The following is a 24,919-nucleotide window of genomic DNA, read 5'->3' as shown; positions in this document are numbered from 1 at the left end:
CCAAGGGGCATCGAGCCCCTTGCCGCCGGCACCCACCCCTTCCCCGTCCCTTGAAAAGGAGGGGCTTATGGGTCCAAAGCTCGTGGCATGCTGCCGATCGACGCCGTCCTGCCGGAATTGCTTGCTGCCCTGCGCGATGGGCCCAACGCCGTGCTGGTGGCGCCGCCGGGTGCCGGCAAGACGACCGCCGTCGCGCCCGCGCTGCTGGGGGAAGACTGGTGCAGCGGGCGGATATTGCTGCTGTCTCCGCGTCGCCTCGCCGCCCGTGCCGCCGCCGAGCGCATCGCCGAGCTGGCGGGCGAGCCGGTAGGGCGCACGGTCGGCTATGCGACCCGCCTCGACAGTCGGCAGTCGGCCGAGACGCGCATTCTGGTCGTGACCGAAGGTATCTTCGTCAACCGCATCCAGGCCGATCCCGAACTTGAAGGCATATCGGCGGTGCTGTTCGACGAGGTCCATGAGCGCAGCCTCGACAGCGATTTCGGTCTTGCCCTTGCGCTCGACGCGCAGGCCGCCTTGCGTCCCGACTTGCGGCTGGTCGCGATGTCGGCGACGCTCGATGGCGCGCGTTTCTCGACGCTGATGGACGGCGCGCCGCTGGTCGAGAGTGCCGGACGCGGGCATCCGATCGACATCCGCCACCTGCCGCGCTCGGCCGAGCGGCGCATCGAGGATGACATGGCCGCGGCGATCCGCCGCGCGCTGGCGGAAGAGGAGGGCAGTCTGCTCGCCTTTCTGCCCGGTGTCGCGGAGATCGAGCGGACCGCCGAGCGGCTGACCGGCTTGCCCGCCGACGTCGTTCTCCACCGCCTCCATGGTTCGCTGGACCCCGCCGAGCAGCGCGCGGCGATCGCGCCGTCGCCCAAGGGCACACGCAAGCTGGTGCTGGCGACTTCCATTGCCGAGACCAGCATCACGATCGACGGCCTGCGCATCGTCGTCGATTCGGGTCTCGCCCGCCGGCCGCGCTATGACCGTGCGGCGGGGATGACGCGGCTCGTGACCGAGCGGGCGAGCCAGGCTGCGGCGACCCAGCGGGCCGGGCGCGCGGGACGGCAGATGCCCGGCGTGGTCTATCGCCTGTGGGAACAGGCAGCGACGGCGGGCCTCCCACCTTATGATCCGCCCGAGATCCTCGAGACCGATCTGTCGTCGCTGACGCTCGACTGCGCGCTGTGGGGCGTGAGCGAGCCGGCCAGTCTGCGCTGGCTCGATCCGCCGCCCGAAGCCGCCATTGCCGAGGCGCGCCAGCGTCTGTCCGGGCTCGATGCGATCGATGCGGATGGCCGCCCTACCGCCCATGGCAAGGCGATCGCGGCGCTGCCGTTGCCGCCGCGCCTCGGCCATATGCTGATCCGCGCGGCCGAGGGGGGCTTCGCGGGGACCGCCGCCGAGGTTGCGGTGCTGCTGTCGGAGCGCGGGCTGGGTGGCCAGGATGCCGATCTGGAGCTGCGCCTGCGCCGCTGGCGTGGCGAGCGTGGACGTCGTGCGGATGCGGCGCGGCAGCTCGCGACGCGCTGGGCGCGGCTGGTGGGGCAAGGCGGCGAGCGGGACGATGCGATGGTCGCGGCCTGCGTCGCGCTGGCCTATCCCGACCGCGTCGCGCGCCGCCGCTCCGCTTCGGGCGAGGACTGGATCTCGAGCGGCGGACGGGGCTTCCGCCTCGACGCGACCTCCAGCCTGGCGCGGACAGAATGGCTCGCGGTTGCCGAGATTCAGGGCGCCGCATCGGGCGCGCGCATCTTGTCGGCGGTGCCGATCGAGGCCGTCGAGGTGGAGCGTCTGTTCGCCGACCATATCGAGGTCCGGCGCACGGCGCGTTTCGACCCAGCCTCGGGTGCGGTGGAGGCGCGGCGTGAGCGGCGGCTGGGCTCGATCGTCCTGTCCGCTGGACGCGACGAGACGGCATCGCCTGCAATGATCGCTGCCGCGTTGGTCGATGCCGTGCGGACGCGCGGGCTGGAACTGCTCGACTGGAGCGAGGCTGCGACGACGCTACGCGCGCGTGCCGCTTTCGCGGCGACGCTGGAGGGCGACCTGCCCGACCTGTCCGATGCAATGCTCATGCTGACCCTCGACGACTGGTTCCCGCCGCTGGTCGACGGACGGCGCCGGCTGTCCGACATATCGGGCGGCGACCTGGTCAACGCGCTCTACGGCCTGCTCGGATGGGATGGCCGGCAGGCGCTCGACCGGCTCGCACCCGAACATCTTCAGTCTCCTGCCGGCAGCCGCCACCCTATCGACTATGCTGCTGAGGGCGGGCCGGCGGTCGAGGTGCGGCCTCAGGCACTGTTCGGTCTGTCGGCGCATCCGATGGTCGGCGGGGGGCGGGTGCCGCTGACGCTGCGCCTTACCTCACCGGCGGGACGGCCGATCCAGACGACCAAGGATCTGCCCGGCTTCTGGTCGGGCAGCTGGTCGGCGGTAGCCAAGGAAATGCGCGGCCGCTACCCGCGCCACCCCTGGCCCGACGATCCGGCTGCGGCCGATCCCACGCTGCGCACGAAGAAGGCCGCGCAGCGTTCTTGACGCGGGTCGGCTCGGTGCGGCAAGGGACGTTCGAGCTTCAATGCCTTCGGGACGATCATATGGCGCACGCGCGAATCTACCAGCAGATCAAGAATGCCATGCAGTCGGGCCGCGCCCGCACGGGCAGCTGGGTGTTGGAGCATGAGCCCGCCGAGGCGAAGCGCGCCGATCCGCTGACCGGCTGGGCCGGCTCGGGCGATACGCGCGCCCAGGTTCGGCTGACTTTCCCGACGCTGGAAGCCGCCAAGGCCTATGCCGAGCGCGAAGGCCTGACCGCGCATGTCGTCGCGGGGCCGGAGCGCAAGCTCAAGCTCCAGGCCTATGCCGACAATTTCGTGGTGGGTCCGATCAACCTCTGACGATTGCGGGCGGCTGCCGCAAGGCGCCCGCTGGCGTTCAGGCGTCCTCGCCCAATATGTCGCCGGCCAGCAAAAGCAGCAGCCGGACGTCGATCATCTTGCCAAGCCGCCGCTGTTCGGCGACGAAGGCCGGGATCTGGGCCACAGGCACGCGATGGACGGTGATGTTCTCGCCCTCGACCCCGCCACCTGCGTGGACCCGCTCGAGCCCGGTTGCCCGCACCAGAGAGAAGGTCTCTGTGACCATGCCGGGCGATGAGGAAAACTCCCCGATCGTCTCGATCCGCGCCGCGCGATAGCCGGTTTCTTCCTCCAGTTCGCGTGCAGCAGCCTCTTCGTCGGGCTCGCCCTCGCTGGTGTCGCCGATCAGCCCGGCGGGCAGTTCGATGCAGTTGCGCTTCAGCGGCACACGATATTGCTCGACGAGTATCGCATGGCCCTCATCGATCGCCAGTATCACGGCGGCGCGGACGCCACGCGTGCGGCTGACATATTCCCACGTGCCCTCGCGGCGGACGGTGATATATTTCCCCTGCCACATCGTCTCGGCGGGGTTGGCGTCGTCGCTCACAGGCAGATCATCCGATTGGGGATTTCGTCGGGGTCGTTCCCGGTGCGTGGGAAATGCTGCTCCAGCACATCACCGATTGCGGTAACGGCAGCGGCCATGCCCTCGCCAGGGCGCCCGGCCTTTAGATGGTCGACCAGAACCGCCATCGCCGCGCCCCAGGCATCGGGCGAGACCTGCGCGACGATCGCCTCGTCGGCGACGATCTCGGCGCGATGCTCCTTCAGCGACAGATAGATCAGCACGCCGGTGCGGCTGCGCGTCCGGCGCTCGGTCGAGGCCTTGAACAGCGCCACCGCGCGCGCACGGACCCGGCGGGTCTTGGTGGCGCCGGGGGCCAGCGCCATGCGCAGCGGCCACCAGCCGACGATATAGCGCGTCGCGAGAAACTTTATCGCGGTGGCGAAGACCAGAGTCGTCAGCCACTCGCGCATCGTCCAGACATGCCAGCCACCGGTCATCCGGTCGAGCAGGCCGATGTAGAACTCCGGCAGCGCGGCATAGACCGACAGCGCCAGCAGTGCGACGAGCGCCGCCCAGATCAGCGGCACGTCATTATAATTGTCCGAACGCTCGCTGACGATCGTTGCGATCTCGCCGTCTGTCCGGGCCTCGGCCGCCGTCACCGCTGCAGTGACGCGATCGATATCTGCGGCGCTGATTTCCCTGATCTCGGCCATCACCAGCTCCCTGACGATCCGCCGCCGCCGAACGACCCGCCGCCGCCCGAGAAGCCGCCGCCACCGCCGCCCCAGCCACCGCCGCCGCCCCAATGATCGTCATTGCCGCCGCCCCAGCCGGGGCCCCAGAGGACGATCGGGCCGCTGCCGCCCCGGCCATAGCGCCGGCCGCCCGAGAAGCGGCTGACGATGCTCGACCCGACGATGAACAGAATCACGACGATCCAGAAAATCAGCGCGACGGGAATGCCGCCACCGCTGCGTTTCCGCCCTTCGGCGACCATCTTCTGCGCACGCGCCTCGGCCTGGTCGGGGGGCAGCTGGAGCAGCGGGATCAGCGCATCGGCGCCGGCCATGATACCACCGGCCATGTCGCCGTCGCGGAAGCGGGGGAGGATCTGGCGCGATATCACCACGCTCGACAAGGCATCGGTGACGATGCCTTCGAGGCCGTAGCCGACCTCGATCCGCACTTTGCGCTCATTGGGCGCGACCAGCAGCAGCAGCCCGTCATTTGCCTTCTTGTCGCCAAGTCCCCAGGCGCGGCCGAGGCGGTAGCCATAATCTTCGATAGGGTAGTCTTCGAGGCTCGCGACGGTCGCGACCACCATCTGGTGTCCGCTCTGCTGTTCGAGCTGCGCGAGCTTGGTTTCGAGCGCGGTCGCCTGTTCTGGCGACAGCAGCTTCGCCTGGTCGACGACGCGGCCGGTCAGCGGTGGGAAGCTCTGCGCCAGCGCCGGAAACGCCGCGACGAGCGCCAGCAGCAGCGCGATGGCTGCGACCAGAGGTCTCCACCGGGTGGCGGGCGGGGCGGCGAGCGCCGTCACCGCCGCCTCAGAACTGGACCGTCGGGGCCTTGTCGGCGCCGGCACTCGCCTCGAAGGGCTGCATCGGCTGCGCGCCATGGAAGACCTTGGCGCCGATCGCGGTCGGGAAGGTGCGGATCAGCACATTATAGGCGCGCACCGACTCGTTATAGTCGCGGCGCGCGACCGCGATCCGGTTCTCGGTGCCCTCGATCTGGCTCTGCAGCGCCAGGAACTGGTCGCTCGATTTAAGCTCGGGATAATTTTCCGACACGGCGAGCAGCCGGCCGAGCGATCCGCTCAGCTGGTTCTGCGCATCGGCGAAGGCCTTGACCTTGGCGGGGTCCTGCAGGTCGGCGCCCGACAGCTGGATTCCGGTCGCCCTTGCCCGTGCGTTGGTGACGTCGGTCAGGACGGTCTTTTCCTGCGCGGCATAGCCCTTCACCGTCGCGACCAGATTGGGAATCAGATCCGAACGACGCTGATATTGTGCCTGGACATCGGCCCATTTGGCCTTGGCCTCCTCCTGCGCGGTCGGCACGCTGTTGATGCCACAACCGGATACCGCGATCGCGGCGACGGGGGCGAGCAGGGCAGCGGAGAAGCGGCGGTCGAAGCTCATGTGGGACATCCTGTTGAACGGACTGTATTGCTGCGACAGGTAGGCCCGCCCGGGGAAAGGTCAATGGCCCGCTTGACCTTTATACCGGAGGCGCGATGATTGGCTGCGGCCAACCGAGAGGCCGGAACAGAGGACGCTTACTCGATGCTCAGCGAATTCAAGGCCTTCATCAACCGGGGCAATGTGGTCGATCTGGCCGTTGCGGTCATCATCGGCGCGGCGTTCGGCAAGATCGTATCGTCGCTTACCGACGACCTCATCATGCCCGTGATCGGCTTCCTCACCGGTGGCCTCGACTTCTCGAGCCACTTCCTGCGGCTCGGGCCGATCCCTGCCGATTTCAAGGGCTCGGTTGCCAGCTATGCCGACCTGAAAAGCGCCGGTGTGCCGCTGATCGGCTTCGGACAGTTCGCCACCGTCGCGGTCAATTTCCTGATCGTCGCCTTCGTCATGTTCCTGCTCGTCCGCCAAGTCCGGAAGCTCAACAAGGCGGAGGAGGACAAGCCCACAGCTCCCGCCGCCGCGCCGGAAGACGTCGTTCTGCTGCGCGAGATTCTCGCCGAACTGAAGAAGAAGGACTGACCGCGGCCATTCGCGTCGATTTTCACGGGCGCACGCTTTCCCCTTCAAATCCGCTCGCTTGCCTCCTATATCGGTCGTGCCGGGTTCGCCCGGCTATGGCGATAAATGATGTCGTGAAATAGATGCAGCGGACCCGGGGGCAGTACCCGGCGGCTCCACCACGAAGCCCGTCTCGACGGGGTTCATGACGGGGCCGAACCAGGATCGACGTGTGTTCAAAGACGATGTTTTTGCCCGGCCTGAATGCGCCGTAAAACCGTTCGAACCTACAAGTGCCAACGATAACGAGGCGCTCGCGATTGCCGCGTAACTGAATCCTAACGGATAAGGTTACGACGCATTAGCGCGGTTCGGTCCGCACCGGGCAACAGAAGCGGAATCCAGCGGCCCCGGGGGGGCCGGGCAACAGAACCCCCCGACCTTTCTCTCCCACATTTCGTCGCATGCGCCGGGGCCGACTGTATTCGTCGCCTGATACAGTCTTGCGTCGCGCGCCGCCGACCTTAGTGTCCGGGCCCATAACCCGCTCTGGGAGAGATTTTTCATGGATAGACGTCAATTCATCGGCTCGTCGGGCCTGGCCCTGTTCGCCGGCATGCTGCCGCGCCTGGCCGAGGCCGCCGCGACCGGTGGCAATGCCGACAAGGCGCTGCTCACCCTCGTCGACGGCATCTTCGAGCGCGACATAGACGAGAGCCCCGAGACGGCGACGAGCCTGGGCCTCGACAAGGGCAAGCGCGCCGCGGCGCGCTCGCAGCTCGACAGCTACACCAAGGAAAGCCAGGCTCGCACACTCGCTACCGACAAGGCATCGCTCGCCGCGCTCAAGGCGATCGACCGGGCGCAGCTTTCGGCCAGCGGAAAGCTCAACCATGATGTCGTCGCCTATATGCTGGAGAAGCGCGTCGATGGCGCGTCGCGCTACCCCTATGGTTCGACCGTCGGCTATTATGTGCCCTATGCGATCAGCCAGCTGAGCGGCCCCTATGCCTCGGTTCCCGACTTTCTCGACTCACAGCATGTGATCGAGACGAAGGGCGACGCCGACGCCTATGTTCAGCGGCTGCGTGCCTTTGCGCGCGTGCTCGACGAAAGCACCCGCTTTCAGCAGGAAGACGTTCGCTACGGCGCCTATGCGCCGGACTTCTGTCTCGATCTCGCGCTCGGCCAGCTGAAGGCGCTTCGCGATCAGCCCGCCGCCAGCACGGTTCTCGTAGAATCGATCGCCCGGCGTACGAAGGAAAAGAATATCCCTGGCAACTGGCAGGCGATGGCTGAGAAGATCGTTACCAGCGAAGTTTTCCCTGCGCTGGACCGGCAGATCGCGCTTGTGACCGGCCTGCGCAAAGCGGCGGTGCACGATGCGGGCTGCTGGCGCCTGCCCAATGGCGACCAGTTCTACGCCGATGCGCTTGCCAATGCGACGACGACGACTCTCAGCCCCGAGGAGGTCCACCGCATGGGCCTCGAACAGGTGGCCCAGATCAGCTCCGAGATCGACGCCATCCTCAAGGGGCAGGGCATGAGCCAGGGCAGCGTCGGCGAGCGGCTGACCGCGCTCAACAAGGATCCGCGGCAGCTGTTCGATAATGACGACGCCGGGCGGGCCAAGCTGATCGACTATATCAATGGCGTGGTGAAGGGGATCAACGCACGCCTGCCCGAGGCCTTTGCAACCCTGCCCAAGGCCGCGCTGGAAGTGAAGCGCGTGCCCGCCTTCATTCAGGACGGAGCGCCCAACGGCTATTACAGCTCTGCGGCGCTCGATGGCTCGCGCGGAGCGATCTATTATATCAACCTCAAGGATACCGGCGACTGGCCGCGTTACACGCTGCCCAGCCTGACCTATCATGAAGGCACGCCCGGCCATCATCTTCAGCTCAGCCTCGCGCAGGAGGCCAAGGACTTGCCGATGCTGCGCAAGGACGCGCCCTTCGGCGCCTATGTCGAAGGCTGGGCGCTCTATGCCGAGCAGCTGGCGGACGAGATGGGCGTCTATGCCGACGATCCGCTGGGCCGCGTCGGCTTCCTCCAGAGCTTCCTGTTCCGCGCGGTACGCCTCGCGACCGATACCGGCATCCACTACAAGCGTTGGAGCCGGGAGAAGGCGACCGATTATATGGTCGAGGCGAGCGGTTTCGCCCGCCCGCGCACGCAGCGCGAGATCGACCGCTACTGCGTCTGGCCGGGGCAGGCGTGCAGCTACAAGGTCGGCCATATGAGCTGGGTGCGGGCACGCGAGAAGGCCAAGGCGATCCAGGGCGCGAAGTTCGATCTGCGCCAGTTCCACCAGGTGCTGCTCGAAGGCGCTCTCCCGTTGACCATATTGGAAAGTGTCGTGGAGCAGCGCGCCCGCGCCTGACCCTCCCTCCGGCGGCGGTTTCGGGGGCTATTCCGGCCTCCGAACCGCCCAGCCGTGACCTGCCCGCGCCCGGCCGCCCGATCGCGCTCGACAGTATGCCGGGGCGCATATTAAGGACGTTCGGATCGCGTTCCGCTGACCAGTCCAGCCGCGTCGAGCAAGTTTGGGAGTATGTGCGGGTGGCACGATGAAGGCAGCGGTGATTCTGCTCGATCGGACGGCGGTTTTGTTTCTGGGCGTGGCGGCGGGGGCGGCGATCGGCTATGCCTTCGGCGTCAAGGATGCGCCCGAGGCGAGCTATGTCGCGCCGGCCGAAATGGCACAGGCCGATGCCGGTTCCGATGTCGCACTGCCGCCCCCCACTGGTGAGGATGGGTCTGCCCCGGTCAAGCCCGCTGCGGTCGGGGCGCTGCCCGAACCGCCCGTCACGGCCGAGACCCGTGCGATCCAGCCCGGCATCCTCAATGCCATCGCGGCGGGCCGTCCCGTCCGCATCGGCGTGTTCGGCGACAGCTTCGGCGACGGCATCTGGACAGCGCTCTATAACCAGCTCAGCCGCAAGTCCGGCTATCAGGTCGTGAAGTTCAGCCAGCAGGCGACGGGCTTCACCCGCTACAGGACGCTCAACCTCGAAACGCACGATCGCGCTCGGCTCGCGCAGGCGCCGGTCGACGTCGCGGTGATCTCCTTCGGCGCCAACGACATGATGGGCGTCGCCGATGGTGGCCATGTCTACGCGCTGCTGACCCCGAAATGGCAGGCCGCCATCGCGCGCCGCGTTACATCCTATGTCGCCATGCTGCGTGAGCAGGGGGCGATCGTCTATTGGGTCGGCCTCCCTAAGATGCGCGAGGCGGCCTATGACGCCGACGTCGTCCGGATGAACGTCTTTTATCGCGATCTGATGGGCCGTCTTGGCGTTCCGTTCATCGAGACCGCCCCCTATAGCGTCGATTCCGGCGGCCGCTATTCGGCCTATCTCCCGGATCCCGCTACCGGCAAACCCGTGCTGATGCGTGCCAATGACGGCATCCACATGTCCTATGCCGGCTATGTGCGCATCACCAAAGGCCTTGCCGGCCGCATCCGCAGCTATGTCGATCAGGCGCGTGCGCGTGCTGGCGGCACCGCACCGCCGCCCCCGGTGGTGGCACCGCCGCCGGAAGCGCTCGCTCCGCCGCCCGCGAAGGCCGCGCCGAAGCCACCCCGTCTCGACGATCCGCTGGCAGACGAGCCGGCGACGCCCGCAAGAATCGGTGCGCCTGCAGCCGAGCCGAAAGCTGATGGCGAGGCGCGTCCCAAGCCAGAGGGCAAGAGCGAGCAGAAGGCCGACAAGCCAAAGACCCCGCTCGCCAATCCACCGGCCAAGGGCGCTCCTACCGATCTGCTGCCGGCCGATATTGGTGCCGCGCTCGAGGAACAGAGCAGGAGCCGCCAATGATCGGCCTCCTGGCTATGGCCGCTGCCAGTGCTGCAACGCCCTCGGTCACCGCCGACTGCGCGGGCGGACTGTGCGGCTATTCGGCGCTGCGGCCCTATTTCGACAAGCTCGCCGGCGCGCGCAGCGGAGGCAAGCCGGTTCATATTCTCCAGATCGGGGATAGCCACACCGCGGGCGATGCGATCACCGGCGCCTGGCGCGATGCGCTGCAGGCGCGCTATGGCAGCGCCGGGCGCGGCGTGATGCCGCCGGGCAAGCCCTTTCAGGGCTATAATCCCCGCGGTGTCAGCGTCGATATGTCGCCCGGCTGGACGATCTCCTCGATCTTTGGCGCCGGGTCGCAGAATCCGCGCGGGGCGCTCGGCCTGTCGGGATTCAGTATCACTTCCAATGCCTCGGGCGCGCGCATCGGGCTGACCGTATCGGCCAACCAGATGTTCGACCGCTTCGTGATTTGCGCGATCGCTGAGCCGGGGGCAGGGGCGCTCGTCATCAACGTCGCAGGGCAGTCCGAGCGGTTCGAATTGGGTGCGCTGATCGCCCGGCCGGAATGCCGCGAGATGGAGTTCGATCAGGCGCAGGGCGCGGTGTCGGTCGTGACCGAGGGCGGCCCGGTGACGATCACCAGCTGGGCGACCTTCCGCGATCGGGGCGGCGTGGCGCTATCCAATGTCGGCGTGGTCGGGTCGCAGTTCGTTCATTTCAGTCGCAACGATGATTCGGTCGTCGCGGAGGAGCTGCGCAGCTACAAGCCCGATCTTATCGTTATCGCCTTCGGTACCAATGAGGGTTTCGCGCCCCGGATCAATCCGCAAGAATACGAGATTACCTTGCGGACCCAGATCGGCCGTATCCGCCGCCTGGCCGGGCGCGTGCCGATCCTCCTTCTTGGTGCACCCGATGCGCTGACACGCCGGAACGAACTGCTCAGCAACGCACCGACGGCCACGCCCGCGCCCTGTATAGAGCCGGTGACGCTGCCGCCCTCCACGCCGATCACCAGCGCGCCCGAACAGCCGGCCGATGCGGACGATATCAGCGATGTGCTCGACGCTCTTGGCCAGCGCAGCGGAACGGCCCAGGTCCGTCCGGTGCCGGCGGTCGCGCCAGCCGAGGCGCCGCGCACCGGCTGGGCGATCACCGCGCGCCCGCTGTTCCCGCCGGCCGGCCTGAAGGCCGTGCGCGAAGTGCAGCGCAAGGTCGCGCAGCAGCTTCGGCTCGGCTTCTGGGATTGGGAGGCGCGGATGGGCGGACGCTGCACAGCGGTCAGCTGGGTCAAGCTCCAGCCCACCCGCATGCGCGGCGACTATGTTCATTTCAACAGCGCCGGCGGGCAGGAGATCGCCAACCGGCTTCAGGCGGACCTCGATCTCGCGGCTTCGGCCGCATCGCGGTGGTGATCGCCTAGATGCTGTTCCCCACGCTCGACTTCGGTCTCTTCTTCCTGCTCGTCTTCGTCCTCGTGTGGGCGGTGTCGCGCAGCAACGAGTGGCGCAAACTGCTGCTGCTGGTCGCCAGCTGGGTCTTCTATGGCGCCTGGGACTGGCGCTTCGTCGCCCTGCTCATCGCCTCGGCCGTCATCAACTGGGGCGGGGCGCGGCTGATCTATGCGGCGCAGACCAAGGGCACGCAGAAGGCGCTGGTGACGATCGGCGTCATCGCCAATCTCGGCATCCTCGGCTTCTTCAAATATTATGACTTCTTCCTCGAACAGCTCGGGGTGCTGCTCGCTGGGTGGGGCATGGCGCGCGACCTGCCGCTGCTGCAGATCGTGCTGCCGGTGGGCGTGTCCTTCTTCACCTTCCAGGGTATGTCCTATCTGATCGACGTCTATCGTGGGCGGCTCCGCGCGGCGTCGCTGCTCGACATCACGTTGCTCATGTCCTTCTTCCCGCACCTCGTGGCGGGGCCGATCGTGCGAGGCGCTGACCTGCTCCCGCAGTTCGAGAAGACGCCCCGGCTCAACCGCGACATGGTCGCCATGGCGATGCTGCTGATCGTCTGGGGTCTGTTCAAGAAGGCGGTCGTCGCCTCCGAGCTGTCGGTCAATCTGGTCGATCCGGTCTTCTTCGACCCCTCGGCCCATTCGAGCCTCGACCTGCTGCTCGCGGCCTATGGCTATGCGGTGCAGATCTATTGCGACTTCTCCGCCTATAGCGACATGGCGATCGGCATAGCCGCGCTGTTCGGCTATCGCTTCCCCCGCAATTTCAACCAGCCCTATCGCGCGCGCTCACTCCAGGATTTCTGGCGGCGCTGGCACATCAGCCTGTCGAGCTGGCTGCGCGACTATCTGTATATCGGCCTTGGCGGGAACAAGGGCGGGCTCGCCATGCAGTGCCGAAACATTCTGCTGACGATGCTCCTTGGCGGCTTCTGGCACGGGGCTAAGTGGACCTTCCTCATCTGGGGTGGCCTCCATGGTGGCGTCCAGGTGATCGAGACCTGCTGGCGCAAGGCGGGCCTGCCCGGTTTGCCGAAGCTGCTGGCGATTCTCGTGACCTTTCACATCGTCACGCTCGGCTGGATATTTTTCCGCGCAGACAGCTTCGACGGGGCGATCGCCTTTCTCGGCGGGCTCGGGCGCGGCGACTGGAGCAACGGCATGACCACGCCGCTGCTGGCCACGCTGATCCTGCTCGGCATGGCCTTCCACTTCACACCGCCCGAGCTGGCGCAGTCGATCGCGCTACGCCTGCGCCGCCTGCCGGCGCCGCTGCTCGGCCTGCTGGTGGCGATGGCGATCATTCTGGTCGACGCGATGCGCTATGAAGGAGTCGCGCCCTTCATCTATTACCAGTTCTGACGGAGGCGATGCGATGGCGCGCGAGATGAAGGAGCATGAACTGGCCTCCCCGGTCGACCTGCCCGCGACCCCGATCGAAGGCGATCATCCGGTGCTCTGGACCGGCACGATCATCGCCGTGGCCGCCCTTGTCCTGCTCTTCGCCAATGCTGGCACACTGTCGGCCTGGGTCGACGAGAAGCCGGTCACCGAGCTTCAGTTGCAGGCGTCGGAAGTGGCGGGCGCTTGGAAGACGACGATGGACGACCTCGGCCTGACCGCCCCGCGCGATGCGCTGCACCGGATCTGGAAGGATGCGCAGGCGACGCGGTTCGGCAACGAGGCGCCGGAAGGGATGCGGTAGCAGGCAGGGGGGGCAGCAAGTCGTACGCGCTTGCTCCGGCCGTCTTAACGAACGTTCGTTGCGTGCTTCCCCTCCACCGTCCTATGGACGGTCCCCCTCCCCGTTCCGGGGAGCATCTCGCCCGCGCGACCCAAAAAATCCTCCCCAGGACGGGGAGGGGAACCATGCGGAGCATGGTGGAGGGGAAGACGGCAGCCCCAGAGAACTCCAGCGGGACGACAAGGCGGGTCGCCTCGCCCGGGGTGATTGGCAAACCCATGGGCCTGCGATATGCCGGAAGACAAGGCGGCGCCTTGTTCAAGGCATGCTGAAAATCGCAGTGTCGCAATAGTCATACCCGTTCGCGAATTGAGCTTAATGAAACGGAATATCGATAAATTTCTTGCTCGTTTTCGGCGGGTAACTTCTGGTGGCCGGTATATCCCGGAAGTTGATGGGCTGCGCTTCATCGCGATATCGATAGTCGTTCTTCAGCATATCAGTCAGTCATTGCCGCAGTCCGGACAGGGCACATTTGGTGTTCGTGTGATTAATGAATCCATATTTGGCGTGGAACTCTTCTTTGTCATCAGCGGTTTCATTCTCGCTCTGCCGTTCAAGTCACATGCGCTCGGATTGTCGCGGCCCGTTGACATAAAGGCCTATTATTTGCGGCGTCTCGCGCGGCTGGAGCCTCCCTATCTGCTCAGCTTGCTTCTCGTGGCCGTGGGGCTCGCTATTGCCGGCCGCCCCCTGTCGGACGTCGCTCTCCACCTGATTCCAAGCTTCTTCTATGTTTCGCTGCCCATCCATGGGCAGTTTCACCCTCTGGCCATAAACTCAGTAACATGGTCCCTCGAAGTGGAGGTGCAGTTCTATATTATTGCTCCGCTCATCATGTCGATATTCATGATCGACAATTCATATAAAAGGCATGTAATCTCGTTAATATTGTTGATATTTATCTTCATATTTAGTCATATTGTTTCGAGAATTGCGTATCCGGTCAGCGTCGTTTCGCTGTTGGAATATTTTCAGTACTTCATGGTTGGGCTGCTTGTTGCAGATGCCTATTCAGAGAAACGGTCGAATTCTCTCCGTGCCGATGTGCTCGCCATTGTCGCCTGGTTGGCGCTGCCATGTCTCTTTCAGGCGCGTCTTCCCGGCCAGTCCCTTCTGTTGGCGCTGAATCTCTATGTTGCCGTCCTGTATTCACTCCGGTCGACATATCTTCGGAAAGCTCTTGCTCATCCGGTGATCGCGACGATCGGTGGCATGTGTTACTCGATCTACCTGCTGCACATGCCGATCATTCACTGGCTGGTTCCGGGCACTCATCTGCCCGGCTCGGGATTGCCCCGCCTGCTCCTGGAGGGGGTGTTCTACGGAGCGATCATCGTGGCGATTTCGGCCGTGTTTTTCGTCTTGGTGGAAAAACCCTGCATGAAACCGCATTGGTGGCGCTCCAAACGTCATCGAGAAGAAGGCGTTCTGGCAACCTAAGTGGCTCAGTTATCCGGGGCTCGTTGAACGCCGGTCTCCTGACGATCCACCGTGGTGCCGAAGCCTGCGCTCGATACCGGCTCCCCACAGGATGCTGCCTATATGATTACCACCATCGCACTCGCCGCCGTGCTGGCCGTCGGATCGGCCCCGGCGGCTGTCGACCCGCTGACACAGGAGATCGCAGCGCTCGATGGCAAGGTGTTCGACGCTTACAACAACTGTGACCTCCCCGCCTTCTCGGGCTATTTCGATCCGAAGGTCGCCTTCTTTCACGACAGCGGCGGCGCCACGTTCGAGCGCGATGCGATGGTCGACGGCGTCCGCAAATATATCTGCGGCAAGGTACGGCGCGAGCTGATCCCGGCCAGCTTCCGGGTCTATCCGGTCAAGGATTATGGCGCGATCGAAGAGGGCGAGCATCGCTTCTGCGAACTTGCGACTCAGCGCTGTGAAGGCATCGCGAAATTCGTGATGGTCTGGGCGAAGCGGGACGGCGCCTGGCAGATCACCACGGTGCTGATCTACGGCCACCGCGCCGCGACGCCGGAGGAGCAGCGGGCGGCGACAGGCCGATAGGGATCGTTCCGGAAGCCCCCCCCGGGGCGCTTCACTGCGTCGTCGATTGTCCGAATAACTGGCCGAGCGTCGCGTCCGCCTTCTCCCGCGGGATGAACAGGATGTCGGCGAAAACCGTGGAAAGGGCCGTTTCCGGGCTGAACTGTCTGCCGGCATCCGGACCGTGCGCCTTTATGCAGTCATAGCCGCGCTGCTCCATCGCCTTGATATAGTCGGCGCCAGTGGTGCCGGAGACCGTCTTGAGCTGGCCACTGTTCAGTTCCGACAGGATCACGGGCCTTGCCTCGCGGAGCAGGCGTTCGGCGCCGTCCATGGCCCGGGGTTCGGCGCCCTCGATATCCATCTTGATCAGATCGCATCGATCCAGGCCCAGGCTATCGAGCGTGACGAGGTCTATGATCGACGACTCCGAAGCGTCGTGCCCTGCGGGAGCCAAGTGCCCCGCACCTTGATTTTGGGAATCCGAATTGCCGGTAAGCGCCATGGACCCGGGTTCGGACCAGACGCCCTTGCGATGAAAGGACACAAGGTCTTCTAGCCGGTTGATCTCGATGGTTCGGCGGAGCCGGTCCGCGATATGCGGTTGCGGCTCGAAGCAATGAATCCGTCCTGCCGGGCCGATCACGGTGCTTGCCAAGACGGTGAACCAGCCAATATTCGCTCCAACGTCCAGAAAGACACTGTCTTCACGCAGCAACGTGCGGACTATGGTGCTGTTCTCAGCTTCGTAGACACCTGTGATGCAATGCGCCGAGACATAGCTGTCCTTCATGTTCACCCACAGCAGGCGGCTCTCGTCGAACACGGGCGCGACCATCCACCCCTGCAGATAGCTGTTCTGCGAGCGATATTCGGCCGAAGACATGAAAATGTGCCGAAGGGACCCAAGATCCGCGGCTCCGCGATGCCCTTCTATGGCCTCTTCGCTTTCAGGGTCGCGATTGAGCAGCAGCCGATAGGCGCAGATGACGTCTTCGCGGGTGACTGGCATGATGCCTCCAGGTCAAATTTCTGACCAAGGGTCAGGAGCTTGGCTGAGGCTAGGCGGCAATCTTCAGCGCGGTCAAACATAGTCTGGTCGATTATGGTGCTAAGTCGGCATTGCAGCTCAGGTCGATGTGGACCCGAGCATGTCCTTCACCCCACCAGCGGCGCCACGATCGCCCTGAGCACCCCCGCCGCGTCCTTCGGGGCCAGGCGCACCTGTAGCCCGCGCTGTCCGCCGTTGATATAGACCAGCGCCTGCTCCATCGCTGCCGCCTCGATGGCGACCGGGACCGTCCTGCGCTGGCCGAAGGGGCTGATCCCGCCGACATGATAGCCGGTCAGTCGCTCGGCGTCGGCTGGCTTCATCATCTGGGCGGACTTGCCGCCGAACGCCGCCGCCGCGCGCTTCATCGACAGTTCGCGGTCGGACGGGATCACCGCGCAGGCGGGCTTGCCGTCGATCTCGATCATCAGCGTCTTGAGGACCCGCGCCGGATCCTCGCCCAGCGCCTCGGCGGCCTGGATCCCTACGCGCTCTGCGCCGGGGTCATAGATATAGGCGTGGAGGTCATGGACGATGCCGGCCTTGGTCAGGGCCTGGGTTGCGCGCGTCGTGCGGGACATGGGGCGCTCTATTCCCGATCCTGTCCACAAAGCAAAGGGCCCGACGTTTCCGCCGGGCCCCCGCATCCTCTCCGATCTCGGTCGGTTCAACGATAGAAAATATGGTCGCCCACCATCGACAGGCGTTCCCGCGTCCGGAAGAAGCGGTTCGGCGAGCTCTTCGCGCTGTGATAGAACACGGCGCCCGGGACGATCTGGTCGCCATGGCCGGCCATCGCCTGGCGCGAAACCTCGACCGCAGTGGCCCAGCGCTCGCTGTCGCGGCGCGGATGATAGGAGGCGGTCCGGAAGAACTGGCCGGGCTGGTTCACGACCTCGCAGACCGTCTCGCCAAAGCGATTCTGTCCGACCCGGTTCATGATGACCTGCGCGACGGCAAGCTGGCCGCTGCGCGGCTGGTTGGCGGCTTCGTGCATGACGACCTTGGCCATGCATTCGAGTTCGCGATCGATATTGCCGCTGTTGGCGGCTTCCTTGAACAGCACCCGGTCGATGCCGTCGTCGACGACGATGTCGTCATTCGCGGTCAGGGGAGAAAATTCGTAGGCAAGCGTCGGTTGCGACGCCGGAATGGCCGCAAAGCCCATTGCGCCGGTAGCCGCAGCGATAATCATCGCGGCGATCATCAGCGGATGTTGAGCCAGTTTGGCGGACATTCATTACTCCATGCAATGCGCAAAAGAGCCATCCCGCCCCGAACTCGAAACATAGGGCGAGCTGCTTTTTCACGTCTTGTCGGCAGGGAGGCTGTTTCGGCTGTCTGCCCCCGCAGAGCCCCCGCGACCAATTCGATCGCGGCAATGCGGCCGGGCGGGTTAACGAGTCAATAAACCCACGACGAGTCGTTGGTCCGCCAAGACGACCCGTGGAACCCCATATATGGTGTTTTTGTGCGACTGCTAACGCAAGCAGCCATATCTTTGCCATGAAGCTGTTGTCTTGGCGTAATAATTCGGCGGCAGCCCGCGGCTCTGCGCAGCGGTTGTGGCACTGTCCCGCCGAACGCGCGATATGGGTGCAGGTGGCGGTCTTTCGGTTGGAGCGAATCGATGCGGGACGAAGTGGCGGATCGGGAAAGGCCTGACTCGGCTGCCGACGCCACGGCTCCCGTGGACGTACTGCGCGATGCGCTGCGCGACTCGATGGCGATCCAGGCTGAGATGGCCTATCGCCGCGACCGGCTGCTCGCCTGGCTTGCGCTGACGGCCGGTGCGGGCATCATCCTCGCCATTCCCTTTGCGTTGCGCTCGGGGTCTGAGTTCTTCCTGCCGGTGACGATCGCGCTGGTCATCGCGGTCGCGATGGTGCCCTTGCTCGAATGGCTCGAGCGACGCGGCCTGCCGTCGCCGCTGGCCGCGCTGCTATGCGTGATCTTGTTCCTGGGTCTCGCCAATGCCGCGATCGCCTCGGTGATCGTGCCTGCGACCGAATGGTTCGCGCGGTTGCCGTCGCGCATCCAGCTCATCCGCCGAAACCTTTCCCCGCTGATCGACATCTATTCCTCGTTCGAACGCTTCGTCGACGAGACGATGGGGGCGCTGCTGCGCAATTCGGCGGCGCGGGGCCGTACGGTCACCGTGCAGGAGCCCAATTCGCTGTTCGACTATGTCGCGACCTCGGCGCCCCATGCGCTTGTCCAGCTCGTCTTCGCGACGCTCGTCGTCTATTTCTTCCTGTCGAGCTGGACGCGCATGCGCCGCCGCACGATCACCAGCCGGGGCAGCTTTTCCAGTGCGATGACCACCGCGCGCGTGATCCAGGAGATGGTCGATCGCACCTCGGCCTATCTTGCAACGATCACAGCGGTGAACATCGGCATGGGGGTACTCGTCTCGGTGATGCTGTGGTTTGCGGAGATGCCGAGCCCGGTCATGTGGGGTGGTCTCGTCGCCATCCTCAACTACATCCCCTATTTCGGGCCGATCGTAGCCGCAGGCTTGCTCGCGGTCGGCGGGCTGATGACATTCGGCGATCTCGGCTATGCGCTGGTGCCCGCGTCGCTGTTCGTGGCCGTGCATCTGGTCGAAGCCAATGTGCTGACGCCGATGCTGGTCGGCCGCCGCCTGACCATCAACCCGCTGCTGATTCTCGTCGCGCTCAGCTTCTGGAGCTGGGTGTGGGGGACGGCTGGCGCCTTGCTTGCCGTGCCGCTGCTGATCATCCTGAAGACGGTGCTAGACGCCGCCGGCTGGCCTGACATCGCCGGATTTCTGTTCGCCGAGGGCACTTTCACCAACGGTCCCGCGGAGGATGACGCACCGCTGTCGAAAGAGTTGGGAAAATGATGCGCGATGCTGTTGACAGGGCGGCGACCCTCCACTAGGTGCCCCCTCCACCGACACAGTTCGCGGGTGTAGCTCAGTTGGTTAGAGCGCCGGCCTGTCACGCCGGAGGTCGCGGGTTCGAGCCCCGTCACTCGCGCCATTCTCAATGGCTTATCGGAAAGAACAGGCTCCTTCGGGGGCCTGTTTTCTTGTCGGGATATCAGCTTCCTTCCTGTGATCTGGCGCACTGGCGTTGCAGTTCCGTCGGACTATGCTCCGACATAGCGGTCGTGACGGTGGGGGCTCACCGGTCTCTCCCACACCGCCGGGAGGAGACGGATGGGCCGACCCGGGTATCGAGAACTGACGTTCTTAACCAGAAATGCGTAATTTCGGCTCTTCATGACCTCTGCTAGAAATAGCGCAGGAGCTGGTGCGTCAGGGCGGCGCACTTCGGGCTTTGGAGCAAGAGTGATGTTCATGCGTACCCTTCTGACGGGGCGGCGCCGCCTTGCGGCCGCCGGTCGGGAGAGGCTGTCCGCCGCCACCTATGTCGAACTGGTGCAGTCGCTGTTCGAGCATACGGTTCCGGCACTGATCATGACGCTCTGCTTCGTCTGCACCGGCGCCTATCTGGTTTTGCGATCCAACGACGCGATTCTGCTGTTGCTCTACGGGATCGGACTGATGGGCTCGTCGGCACGGCTGCTGGCGCTGTTCGGGCTGCGTCGGCGCGTGTTCGAGGCGGGGCTCGGCGTCCATGTCGCTCGCTCGATCGAGCGCCGCTTCGGCTATGGATATATCGTCTTCGCTGCCGCGCTCGGCGCCTTCTGCGCCTGGGCCTATGCGACGGTTTCGATCGAGCAGCATCTGCTGATCGTAGCGCTGATCTTCGGCTATGCTGCCGGGGTTGCGGCCACCGTCCCACTGCGCCTCTGGATCAGCGTTACGTCGAGCTTGCTGGCGGTGGTTCCGACCGTGCTGGTGGCGCTGATGACGCCCGGCGTTGCGCATTGGGGTACCGGCTTGCTGAGTGCGCTGTTCCTCGTCGGCGGCATCCAGTCGATGATCAAGCGCTATCGGGGGGCAGCCGCGCAGATCTCGATGCGCCATCTGATGGAAACGCTCGCCCGGCAGGACGACCTGACCGGCCTGCCCAACCGGCTGGTCCTGCGCGAGCGTTTCGACCAGATCGTCGGGCGCTCGGATAGCCGCGATCTGATTGCGCTGCACTGCATCGATATCAACCAGCTCGAACCGGTCAACGAAACCTATGGCCACATGGCCGGGGACGCCCTCCTCAAGGCGGTGGCGCAGCGCCTGCGGCGTGTGGTGCGTGGCGACAATCTCGTCATCCATCTCAACGGCGACGATTTCGTCGTCATACAGCCGAACATGTCGGACGGGCGCGAGGCCGAGCATCTCGCGCAGCAGATCGTCTCCACCCTCGACAAAAGCTATGCGGTGGCGGGAGAGGACATCATCATCACCACGAACATCGGCTATGCCGTCGACCTTCAGGAAAGCGCCGACCTCGAGCGGCTCCTGGCCTCGGCCGAGCGCGCGCTGCGTCAGGGCAAGCGTGGGGCAACCGGCATCTCCGCTTATGATGCGTCGCTGGCTCCTCTTTCCCTGCACGCCTGATCGATCAGCGGCCCAGCCGGCGCAATTCGACCTCTATCGTGCCTCCCGTCACGGTTATGTGGTTGAAGGACGGGGGCGTACCCCGTGTTCGGTGTGACAGCGTGCCTGCGCCGACCATGCGGATCGGCCCGCTCTCGCTTTCGGCTATCGCATCGAACGGATCGTGGACATGCCCGCTCAACACGAGCCGGGCGCCGGCCTCGGCCAGACGTGCCGCGGCCCGTGGTCCGCGCAATGTCCGCCCGCGGGACTTGAGCTCCGCCCGGTCGATCAGGGGGTGGTGGGTCGCGACGATACCGACCTCGTCGGGGGCGAGCCCCGCCAACTCGGCGATGGCCGCATCGAGCGCCGACCGGCCTACCACGCCCCAAGACCAGTTCAGCCGCAACTGCATGCGCGCCGTCGACTTCAGCGGGACGATCCGCACCGATCCGAGATCGATCGGCCGCTCGAGCGCTCGCTCGAGCTTCTGGAAGCGACGATAGGGGCGTAGCAGCCGCGTCAGGGGATTCCAGGGCAGGTCGTGGTTGCCCGGTTCGATCGTCAGGGGAACGTCTAGCGCTTCAAGCCATCGCGCAGCGGCGGCGAATTCTGCTGATCGAGCGCGCATGGTCAGGTCGCCCGTCACCGCCACTGCATCGGGGCGTTCCTGGCGAACGCTGTCGGCGAACCAGTCCAACGCCGCCTGGTCCTCGCAGCCGAAATGGAGGTCGCTGACGTGGAAGAGCCGGATCATGCCGCCTGCGCCCTCCGCCCCATGTCCAGTGCCTCAGGCCGCGTCGCGAGGAAGACTAGCCGAGACCGGCCATGCCGAACGGTAAGGGGCAACCGCATCCGCGCGGACTCGCCGTCGAACAGCATATGGACGCTCCGCCCACCCTCCAGTACCGCCCCGTTCGCCCGCGCTATGTCGACGTTCGGAGAGCGGCGCCAGTCGCTCGCGACATAGTCCAGGCCGAGACGCGCCGCCTCCATCCAGCCGGTAACGCCGATCCGCGCAATTTCGATGGCCTCGCTCTCGGGCAGAAGCAGTATCGCAGAGGAGCACGCCCGCTGGCAGCCTCGCACCCGCGGACCACGGGCGAAGCTGCGCAGCCAGGCCAGTCGCGTCGCGCGCCACGCCTGCCGCAGCCGACCGCTTCGAACCGCTTCGCGCGCATGCGCCCAGAGCGACGCGGGACCGGCTATGGCAGCGACATAGGCGCGCCGGTCGCCGACAGCGACATAGGGGAGGGTGGTGCGGACCGCATCGCCGGCCGTCACCGCCCGGGCAATCTCTGCAATCCCAGCCGAGCCATGGAGGCTGCTGGCCAGCATGTTCATCGTCCCGCCGGGAAGGATCAGGACGGCGCCGCGCCAATTGTCGTAGAGCGTCGCTGCCGCGTTGATCGTCCCGTCCCCTGCGAGAAGGAGGATCAACGAGACATCCTGCGAGTCGAGCTTCTCGACAGACGGAAGCGCCTCCGCGGGAAAGCCGCTGTGGCCGACGATATCGATATCGGGAAGGAGCGCCGGCAAGGACTCCAGGGTCCCGGCATCGGTCGATCCCGAGGCAATGTTGCTGATGAGCCATGCGCGCATGCTCGGACAATCGCCGGCCCAGGCTACAGTTCCGCCATTCCTTTCAACTGCGCATGGAAAAAAGGCCTGCCGGACGCCGCCCGGCAGGCCTTTTGGCAATCGACGCGTTGACCCGCTCAGTCGAGCATGGCGAGCGCACCTGCCAAGCCGCGCTGGGCGACCTCGTGCGATCCGGCGGCGCCGTTCAGCGTTGCCATGTCGGCGTTGGGCTGGGTAAGCACTGCCTTGTACAGGTCGCGAGCTTCCGCGGGGCGCTTTTCCTGAAGCCGGATTGCGGCAAGATTCAGCAGTACCTCCGGCGAACGATCGCCTTTCTCATAAGCCGCCTGCAGCTTGCGTTCGACCGCCGTGTAGCGGCCTTTCGAGATCGAACCTGCACCATAGGGATCGGCGACCTCGGTCGGCTGTGCAAGGGCAGGGACCGCAAGAGCAAGCGCGGCACCGGCAAGAACAACCTTGAACATCTGGCAAACCCTCCGATTCGAAAACGCTGTTTGTTGCACCATGATGACACAAAACGGCGAATCGGAAAGTTTTTTGTTGTTACACTTTTATGACGCTAATCCTAAAAATTTTCGATTGTTCATTTACGTTGGTAACGACGCCCCAGGGGAAGGAAAGCGCTAGTTTGACTGGCGAAGTATTTGTTCGACCGATAGGCGGGGGCATTGCCCACCAAAATATGATCGAAATCACCTACTTCTGCCGGAATGGCATGATAGGAATCTTAGAACCTTGAGGGAAAAATCCTGTTTTTCGTGAGCTTAGCTAATATGTGCTACTTAAGGGGAATAACGTAATTTGATTAACTACTGTGTGTTAGACCGACCTGGCTGGTGTAATAGGTTGGGGTTTAAGAGGATGTTGAACTGGTTCATAAGGACCGCGCCCGTGCGTGCCAAGTTCATGGCGCTTACCGTCGTTCAAGCGGTCGTCTATTGCATTACGATAGCGCTGACCGTGCTACTGACAGACGACAGCTGGATGTCGCGGGACGTGATCGTGATCGCCGGATCGGGCCTCGTTATCCTGTCGACGACGCTGATCGCCCGCAAACTCATCTGTGATCCCTATGTCACCACGGTAGTCCGCATGGAGGATCTCGCCCGCGGCGATCTCTCTTCGCCCGTGCAGTTCACCGACTATGAGGACTGTGTCGGGCGCATGACCAAGGCGATGGCAACCTTCAGGGACAATGCGCGGCGTGTCGAGGAAAGCACGAGGACCGAGGAGGAGGCCAAGCGCGAGCAGCAAGATGTCATCGAGGCGCTGGACGGGGCCCTCACAAGGCTCGCGGCCGGCGATCTGACCATTCGGATCGATCATGCCTTCCCGCCGGTCTACGATTCAATCCGCAAAAGCTTCAACAATACGGCTTCGGCGCTGGCCGAGGTCATGGCTGCCACCAACCGGGCGACCGAGAGCGTCCACACGGGCGCGGTCGAGATTCGCAAGGCGTCCGACGACCTCGCGCGGCGCACCGAAGTCCAGTCGGCCAATCTGGAAGAAGCATCGGCGTCGGTCGGCGAGATCACAAGCACGGTCGCCCGCACCTCGGCCGATGCGGAGCGTGCCGACCAGGCCGCCGCCCAGGCACGCAGCGAGGCGCTGCAGGGGCAGGAGATTTCGCGCGAGGCGGTCGATGCCATGAACAATATCGCGCGCTCGTCCAAGGAGATCGTCGAGATCATCAACGTGATCGACGGCATCGCCTTCCAGACCAACCTTCTCGCCCTGAACGCAGGGGTGGAAGCGGCACGCGCAGGTGAGTCGGGCAAGGGCTTTGCGGTGGTCGCGAGCGAGGTCCGGGCGCTCGCGCAGCGGGCGGCTGAAGCCGCGAAGGATATTTCGGGCCGCATCCATGGCAGTGTCACCGAGGTCTCGAAGGGTGTCGAACTCGTTGCCTCTGCGGGTAGCGCGCTGGAAAGGATCAATCTGCGCATTACCGAGGTCAGCGATCTCGTTTCGACCATCGCGGCGGCGGCGGTGCAGCAGGCGCAAAGCCTGAACCAGGTCAATGCCGTGGTCCTCGAACTGGATCAGGTGACGCAGCAGAACGCGGCGATGGTCGAAGAGGCGAGTGCCGCCGCTCGCAGTCTCAGCGAAGAGGCGGTCGGCCTGAAGGAGTCGGTCGCCAAGTTCGATGTCGGCGGGAGTGCGACCGTAACCCGTATGCCCGTCGCTCCGCCGCCGATGGCCCACAGGCCTGCCCCGCGCCGCGTTGCCGCCGCAGGTGGTCGCGCGGTCGCCGTGAGCGATGACTGGACCGAGTTTTGATCAAACGACGCCGGCGCGGGAGCGCCGGCGTACCTGGCGTCGAATATTGGCTTCGAGAAAGTCGGGGGCTTGATGCCGCCTTTGCGGTGCTCGCCAAGCACTTAAGCCTGACGCAGGGCGGGCGCCCGGCGGCTTGCCAAGGTCGCCATTAAAATAAAATTCCGCCGAATCGCTTCGGCGGGGGCGCTCGCTGGTAACGGGCGTTCAGCGCATCGACCTTGCCGTGAAACGAGGTATCGGTGAGGACGCGCGTCGTTTCCTGGACCGAAGCGGCGGAGATGTACGAACGCGTCTGGAGCGAGTTCCGAACGGCAGGCGGGCACTTCGGGGGCCGGCGGCTTGGTGTTCGACGATCGCATCAAGGACGCTGAGTGCTTGAT

Annotated in this window: 23 protein-coding genes, 1 tRNA gene and 1 other RNA gene; 15 read left to right on the top strand and 10 right to left on the bottom strand. The window is 65.0% G+C overall.

The features are described 5' to 3' along the window. Nucleotides 1-87: 87 nt before the first annotated feature. Entirely contained in the window at nucleotides 88-2,532 is a 2,445-nt protein-coding gene (gene hrpB, locus G6P88_RS09220) for an ATP-dependent helicase HrpB (protein WP_165322882.1), read from the top strand. 59 nt (nucleotides 2,533-2,591) lie between these two features. Beyond that, nucleotides 2,592-2,891, top strand: coding sequence for an ETC complex I subunit (locus G6P88_RS09215; protein ID WP_165322881.1), 300 nt, complete (start codon nucleotides 2,592-2,594; stop codon nucleotides 2,889-2,891). 37 nt (nucleotides 2,892-2,928) lie between these two features. Here G6P88_RS09215 and G6P88_RS09210 read toward each other — a convergent pair whose 3' ends face one another. Genes G6P88_RS09210 through G6P88_RS09195 form a run of 4 tightly spaced genes read right to left on the bottom strand, consistent with a single transcriptional unit; the run spans nucleotide 2,929 to nucleotide 5,567 of the window. Next, complete coding sequence (locus G6P88_RS09210; protein ID WP_165325073.1) at nucleotides 2,929-3,432, bottom strand: NUDIX hydrolase; 504 nt, start codon at nucleotides 3,430-3,432, stop codon at nucleotides 2,929-2,931. A gap of 26 nt (nucleotides 3,433-3,458) precedes the next feature. Further along, nucleotides 3,459-4,139 (bottom strand): TPM domain-containing protein, encoded by a 681-nt coding sequence (locus G6P88_RS09205; protein WP_165322880.1) that lies wholly within the window; start codon nucleotides 4,137-4,139, stop codon nucleotides 3,459-3,461. After that, nucleotides 4,139-4,924: a TPM domain-containing protein gene (locus G6P88_RS09200; protein WP_226946827.1), complete on the bottom strand. Its 786-nt coding sequence runs from the start codon at nucleotides 4,922-4,924 to the stop codon at nucleotides 4,139-4,141. The genes G6P88_RS09205 and G6P88_RS09200 overlap by 1 nt, the downstream gene beginning before the upstream one ends. A 49-nt stretch (nucleotides 4,925-4,973) precedes the next feature. Then, the gene (locus G6P88_RS09195) at nucleotides 4,974-5,567 is read right to left on the bottom strand and encodes a LemA family protein (protein ID WP_165322878.1); all 594 of its coding nucleotides are present in this window, start codon (nucleotides 5,565-5,567) and stop codon (nucleotides 4,974-4,976) included. 144 nt (nucleotides 5,568-5,711) lie between these two features. Between G6P88_RS09195 and mscL the strand changes: the two genes are divergently transcribed. From mscL to G6P88_RS09150, 9 genes are all read left to right on the top strand, one after another. Continuing rightward, nucleotides 5,712-6,149, top strand: coding sequence for a large conductance mechanosensitive channel protein MscL (mscL, locus tag G6P88_RS09190; protein WP_165322877.1), 438 nt, complete (start codon nucleotides 5,712-5,714; stop codon nucleotides 6,147-6,149). 39 nt (nucleotides 6,150-6,188) lie between these two features. Then, nucleotides 6,189-6,531: a transfer-messenger RNA gene (gene ssrA / locus G6P88_RS09185) on the top strand. A gap of 162 nt (nucleotides 6,532-6,693) precedes the next feature. After that, complete coding sequence (locus tag G6P88_RS09180; RefSeq protein WP_165322876.1) at nucleotides 6,694-8,511, top strand: DUF885 domain-containing protein; 1,818 nt, start codon at nucleotides 6,694-6,696, stop codon at nucleotides 8,509-8,511. 187 nt (nucleotides 8,512-8,698) lie between these two features. Beyond that, entirely contained in the window at nucleotides 8,699-9,952 is a 1,254-nt protein-coding gene (locus tag G6P88_RS09175; RefSeq protein WP_226946794.1) for an SGNH/GDSL hydrolase family protein, read from the top strand. Then, complete coding sequence (locus G6P88_RS09170; RefSeq protein ID WP_165322875.1) at nucleotides 9,949-11,352, top strand: SGNH/GDSL hydrolase family protein; 1,404 nt, start codon at nucleotides 9,949-9,951, stop codon at nucleotides 11,350-11,352. The genes G6P88_RS09175 and G6P88_RS09170 overlap by 4 nt, the downstream gene beginning before the upstream one ends. An 8-nt stretch (nucleotides 11,353-11,360) precedes the next feature. Continuing rightward, nucleotides 11,361-12,758, top strand: a complete 1,398-nt coding sequence (locus G6P88_RS09165) for an MBOAT family O-acyltransferase (RefSeq protein WP_165322874.1) — start codon at nucleotides 11,361-11,363, stop codon at nucleotides 12,756-12,758. Nucleotides 12,759-12,771: 13 nt separating this feature from the next. Further along, complete coding sequence (locus tag G6P88_RS09160) at nucleotides 12,772-13,101, top strand: hypothetical protein (RefSeq protein ID WP_165322873.1); 330 nt, start codon at nucleotides 12,772-12,774, stop codon at nucleotides 13,099-13,101. A gap of 270 nt (nucleotides 13,102-13,371) precedes the next feature. After that, nucleotides 13,372-14,583 (top strand): acyltransferase family protein, encoded by a 1,212-nt coding sequence (locus G6P88_RS09155; protein ID WP_165322872.1) that lies wholly within the window; start codon nucleotides 13,372-13,374, stop codon nucleotides 14,581-14,583. A gap of 102 nt (nucleotides 14,584-14,685) precedes the next feature. Next, entirely contained in the window at nucleotides 14,686-15,162 is a 477-nt protein-coding gene (locus tag G6P88_RS09150) for a nuclear transport factor 2 family protein (RefSeq protein WP_165322871.1), read from the top strand. A 31-nt stretch (nucleotides 15,163-15,193) separates the two neighbouring features. Here G6P88_RS09150 and G6P88_RS09145 read toward each other — a convergent pair whose 3' ends face one another. The 3 genes from G6P88_RS09145 to G6P88_RS09135 all read right to left on the bottom strand — a co-directional run bounded on the left by G6P88_RS09145 (nucleotide 15,194) and on the right by G6P88_RS09135 (nucleotide 17,429). Continuing rightward, nucleotides 15,194-16,153 (bottom strand): FkbM family methyltransferase, encoded by a 960-nt coding sequence (locus G6P88_RS09145; protein WP_165322870.1) that lies wholly within the window; start codon nucleotides 16,151-16,153, stop codon nucleotides 15,194-15,196. A 146-nt stretch (nucleotides 16,154-16,299) separates the two neighbouring features. Further along, the gene (gene ybaK, locus G6P88_RS09140; protein ID WP_165322869.1) at nucleotides 16,300-16,773 is read right to left on the bottom strand and encodes a Cys-tRNA(Pro) deacylase; all 474 of its coding nucleotides are present in this window, start codon (nucleotides 16,771-16,773) and stop codon (nucleotides 16,300-16,302) included. A gap of 86 nt (nucleotides 16,774-16,859) precedes the next feature. Next, entirely contained in the window at nucleotides 16,860-17,429 is a 570-nt protein-coding gene (locus G6P88_RS09135) for a cell wall hydrolase (protein ID WP_165322868.1), read from the bottom strand. A gap of 393 nt (nucleotides 17,430-17,822) precedes the next feature. Here G6P88_RS09135 and G6P88_RS09130 point away from each other — a divergent pair, with 393 nt between their 5' ends. From G6P88_RS09130 to G6P88_RS09120, 3 genes are all read left to right on the top strand, one after another. Continuing rightward, complete coding sequence (locus G6P88_RS09130; protein ID WP_165322867.1) at nucleotides 17,823-19,058, top strand: AI-2E family transporter; 1,236 nt, start codon at nucleotides 17,823-17,825, stop codon at nucleotides 19,056-19,058. 62 nt (nucleotides 19,059-19,120) lie between these two features. After that, nucleotides 19,121-19,197 (top strand) — tRNA-Asp (locus G6P88_RS09125). Between the two features lie 314 nt (nucleotides 19,198-19,511). Then, on the top strand, nucleotides 19,512-20,681 hold the full coding sequence (locus tag G6P88_RS09120; protein ID WP_165322866.1) for a GGDEF domain-containing protein: 1,170 nt from the start codon (nucleotides 19,512-19,514) through the stop codon (nucleotides 20,679-20,681). A gap of 4 nt (nucleotides 20,682-20,685) precedes the next feature. Here G6P88_RS09120 and G6P88_RS09115 read toward each other — a convergent pair whose 3' ends face one another. From G6P88_RS09115 to G6P88_RS09105, 3 genes are all read right to left on the bottom strand, one after another. Then, nucleotides 20,686-21,417, bottom strand: coding sequence for a metallophosphoesterase family protein (locus G6P88_RS09115; protein ID WP_165322865.1), 732 nt, complete (start codon nucleotides 21,415-21,417; stop codon nucleotides 20,686-20,688). Beyond that, nucleotides 21,414-22,262, bottom strand: coding sequence for a diacylglycerol/lipid kinase family protein (locus G6P88_RS09110; RefSeq protein WP_165322864.1), 849 nt, complete (start codon nucleotides 22,260-22,262; stop codon nucleotides 21,414-21,416). The genes G6P88_RS09115 and G6P88_RS09110 overlap by 4 nt, the downstream gene beginning before the upstream one ends. A gap of 116 nt (nucleotides 22,263-22,378) precedes the next feature. Next, a complete protein-coding gene (locus G6P88_RS09105) occupies nucleotides 22,379-22,726 on the bottom strand; it encodes a hypothetical protein (RefSeq protein WP_165322863.1) in 348 nt (115 codons plus the stop codon). A 427-nt stretch (nucleotides 22,727-23,153) separates the two neighbouring features. Between G6P88_RS09105 and G6P88_RS09100 the strand changes: the two genes are divergently transcribed. Next, on the top strand, nucleotides 23,154-24,539 hold the full coding sequence (locus tag G6P88_RS09100) for a methyl-accepting chemotaxis protein (protein WP_226946793.1): 1,386 nt from the start codon (nucleotides 23,154-23,156) through the stop codon (nucleotides 24,537-24,539). Nucleotides 24,540-24,919: the final 380 nt, after the last annotated feature.

The organism is Rhizorhabdus phycosphaerae, assembly GCF_011044255.1.
Taxonomy (GTDB): domain Bacteria; phylum Pseudomonadota; class Alphaproteobacteria; order Sphingomonadales; family Sphingomonadaceae; genus Rhizorhabdus; species Rhizorhabdus phycosphaerae.
This window is presented reverse-complemented; position numbering and strand designations above follow the sequence as displayed.

Bases quoted from the DNA above. Each gene is read 5' to 3' on its own strand.
- hrpB (WP_165322882.1), top strand. From the start codon at position 88: ATGCTGCCGATCGACGCCGTCCTGCCGGAATTGCTTGCTGCCCTGCGC.
- G6P88_RS09215 (WP_165322881.1), top strand. From the start codon at position 2,592: ATGGCGCACGCGCGAATCTACCAGCAGATCAAGAATGCCATGCAGTCG.
- G6P88_RS09210 (WP_165325073.1), bottom strand. From the start codon at position 3,432: ATGTGGCAGGGGAAATATATCACCGTCCGCCGCGAGGGCACGTGGGAA.
- G6P88_RS09205 (WP_165322880.1), bottom strand. From the start codon at position 4,139: ATGGCCGAGATCAGGGAAATCAGCGCCGCAGATATCGATCGCGTCACT.
- G6P88_RS09195 (WP_165322878.1), bottom strand. From the start codon at position 5,567: ATGAGCTTCGACCGCCGCTTCTCCGCTGCCCTGCTCGCCCCCGTCGCC.
- mscL (WP_165322877.1), top strand. From the start codon at position 5,712: ATGCTCAGCGAATTCAAGGCCTTCATCAACCGGGGCAATGTGGTCGAT.
- G6P88_RS09180 (WP_165322876.1), top strand. From the start codon at position 6,694: ATGGATAGACGTCAATTCATCGGCTCGTCGGGCCTGGCCCTGTTCGCC.
- G6P88_RS09175 (WP_226946794.1), top strand. From the start codon at position 8,699: ATGAAGGCAGCGGTGATTCTGCTCGATCGGACGGCGGTTTTGTTTCTG.
- G6P88_RS09170 (WP_165322875.1), top strand. From the start codon at position 9,949: ATGATCGGCCTCCTGGCTATGGCCGCTGCCAGTGCTGCAACGCCCTCG.
- G6P88_RS09165 (WP_165322874.1), top strand. From the start codon at position 11,361: ATGCTGTTCCCCACGCTCGACTTCGGTCTCTTCTTCCTGCTCGTCTTC.
- G6P88_RS09160 (WP_165322873.1), top strand. From the start codon at position 12,772: ATGGCGCGCGAGATGAAGGAGCATGAACTGGCCTCCCCGGTCGACCTG.
- G6P88_RS09155 (WP_165322872.1), top strand. From the start codon at position 13,372: ATGCCGGAAGACAAGGCGGCGCCTTGTTCAAGGCATGCTGAAAATCGC.
- G6P88_RS09150 (WP_165322871.1), top strand. From the start codon at position 14,686: ATGATTACCACCATCGCACTCGCCGCCGTGCTGGCCGTCGGATCGGCC.
- G6P88_RS09145 (WP_165322870.1), bottom strand. From the start codon at position 16,153: ATGCCAGTCACCCGCGAAGACGTCATCTGCGCCTATCGGCTGCTGCTC.
- ybaK (WP_165322869.1), bottom strand. From the start codon at position 16,773: ATGTCCCGCACGACGCGCGCAACCCAGGCCCTGACCAAGGCCGGCATC.
- G6P88_RS09135 (WP_165322868.1), bottom strand. From the start codon at position 17,429: ATGTCCGCCAAACTGGCTCAACATCCGCTGATGATCGCCGCGATGATT.
- G6P88_RS09130 (WP_165322867.1), top strand. From the start codon at position 17,823: ATGCGGGACGAAGTGGCGGATCGGGAAAGGCCTGACTCGGCTGCCGAC.
- G6P88_RS09120 (WP_165322866.1), top strand. From the start codon at position 19,512: ATGTTCATGCGTACCCTTCTGACGGGGCGGCGCCGCCTTGCGGCCGCC.
- G6P88_RS09115 (WP_165322865.1), bottom strand. From the start codon at position 21,417: ATGATCCGGCTCTTCCACGTCAGCGACCTCCATTTCGGCTGCGAGGAC.
- G6P88_RS09110 (WP_165322864.1), bottom strand. From the start codon at position 22,262: ATGCGCGCATGGCTCATCAGCAACATTGCCTCGGGATCGACCGATGCC.
- G6P88_RS09105 (WP_165322863.1), bottom strand. From the start codon at position 22,726: ATGTTCAAGGTTGTTCTTGCCGGTGCCGCGCTTGCTCTTGCGGTCCCT.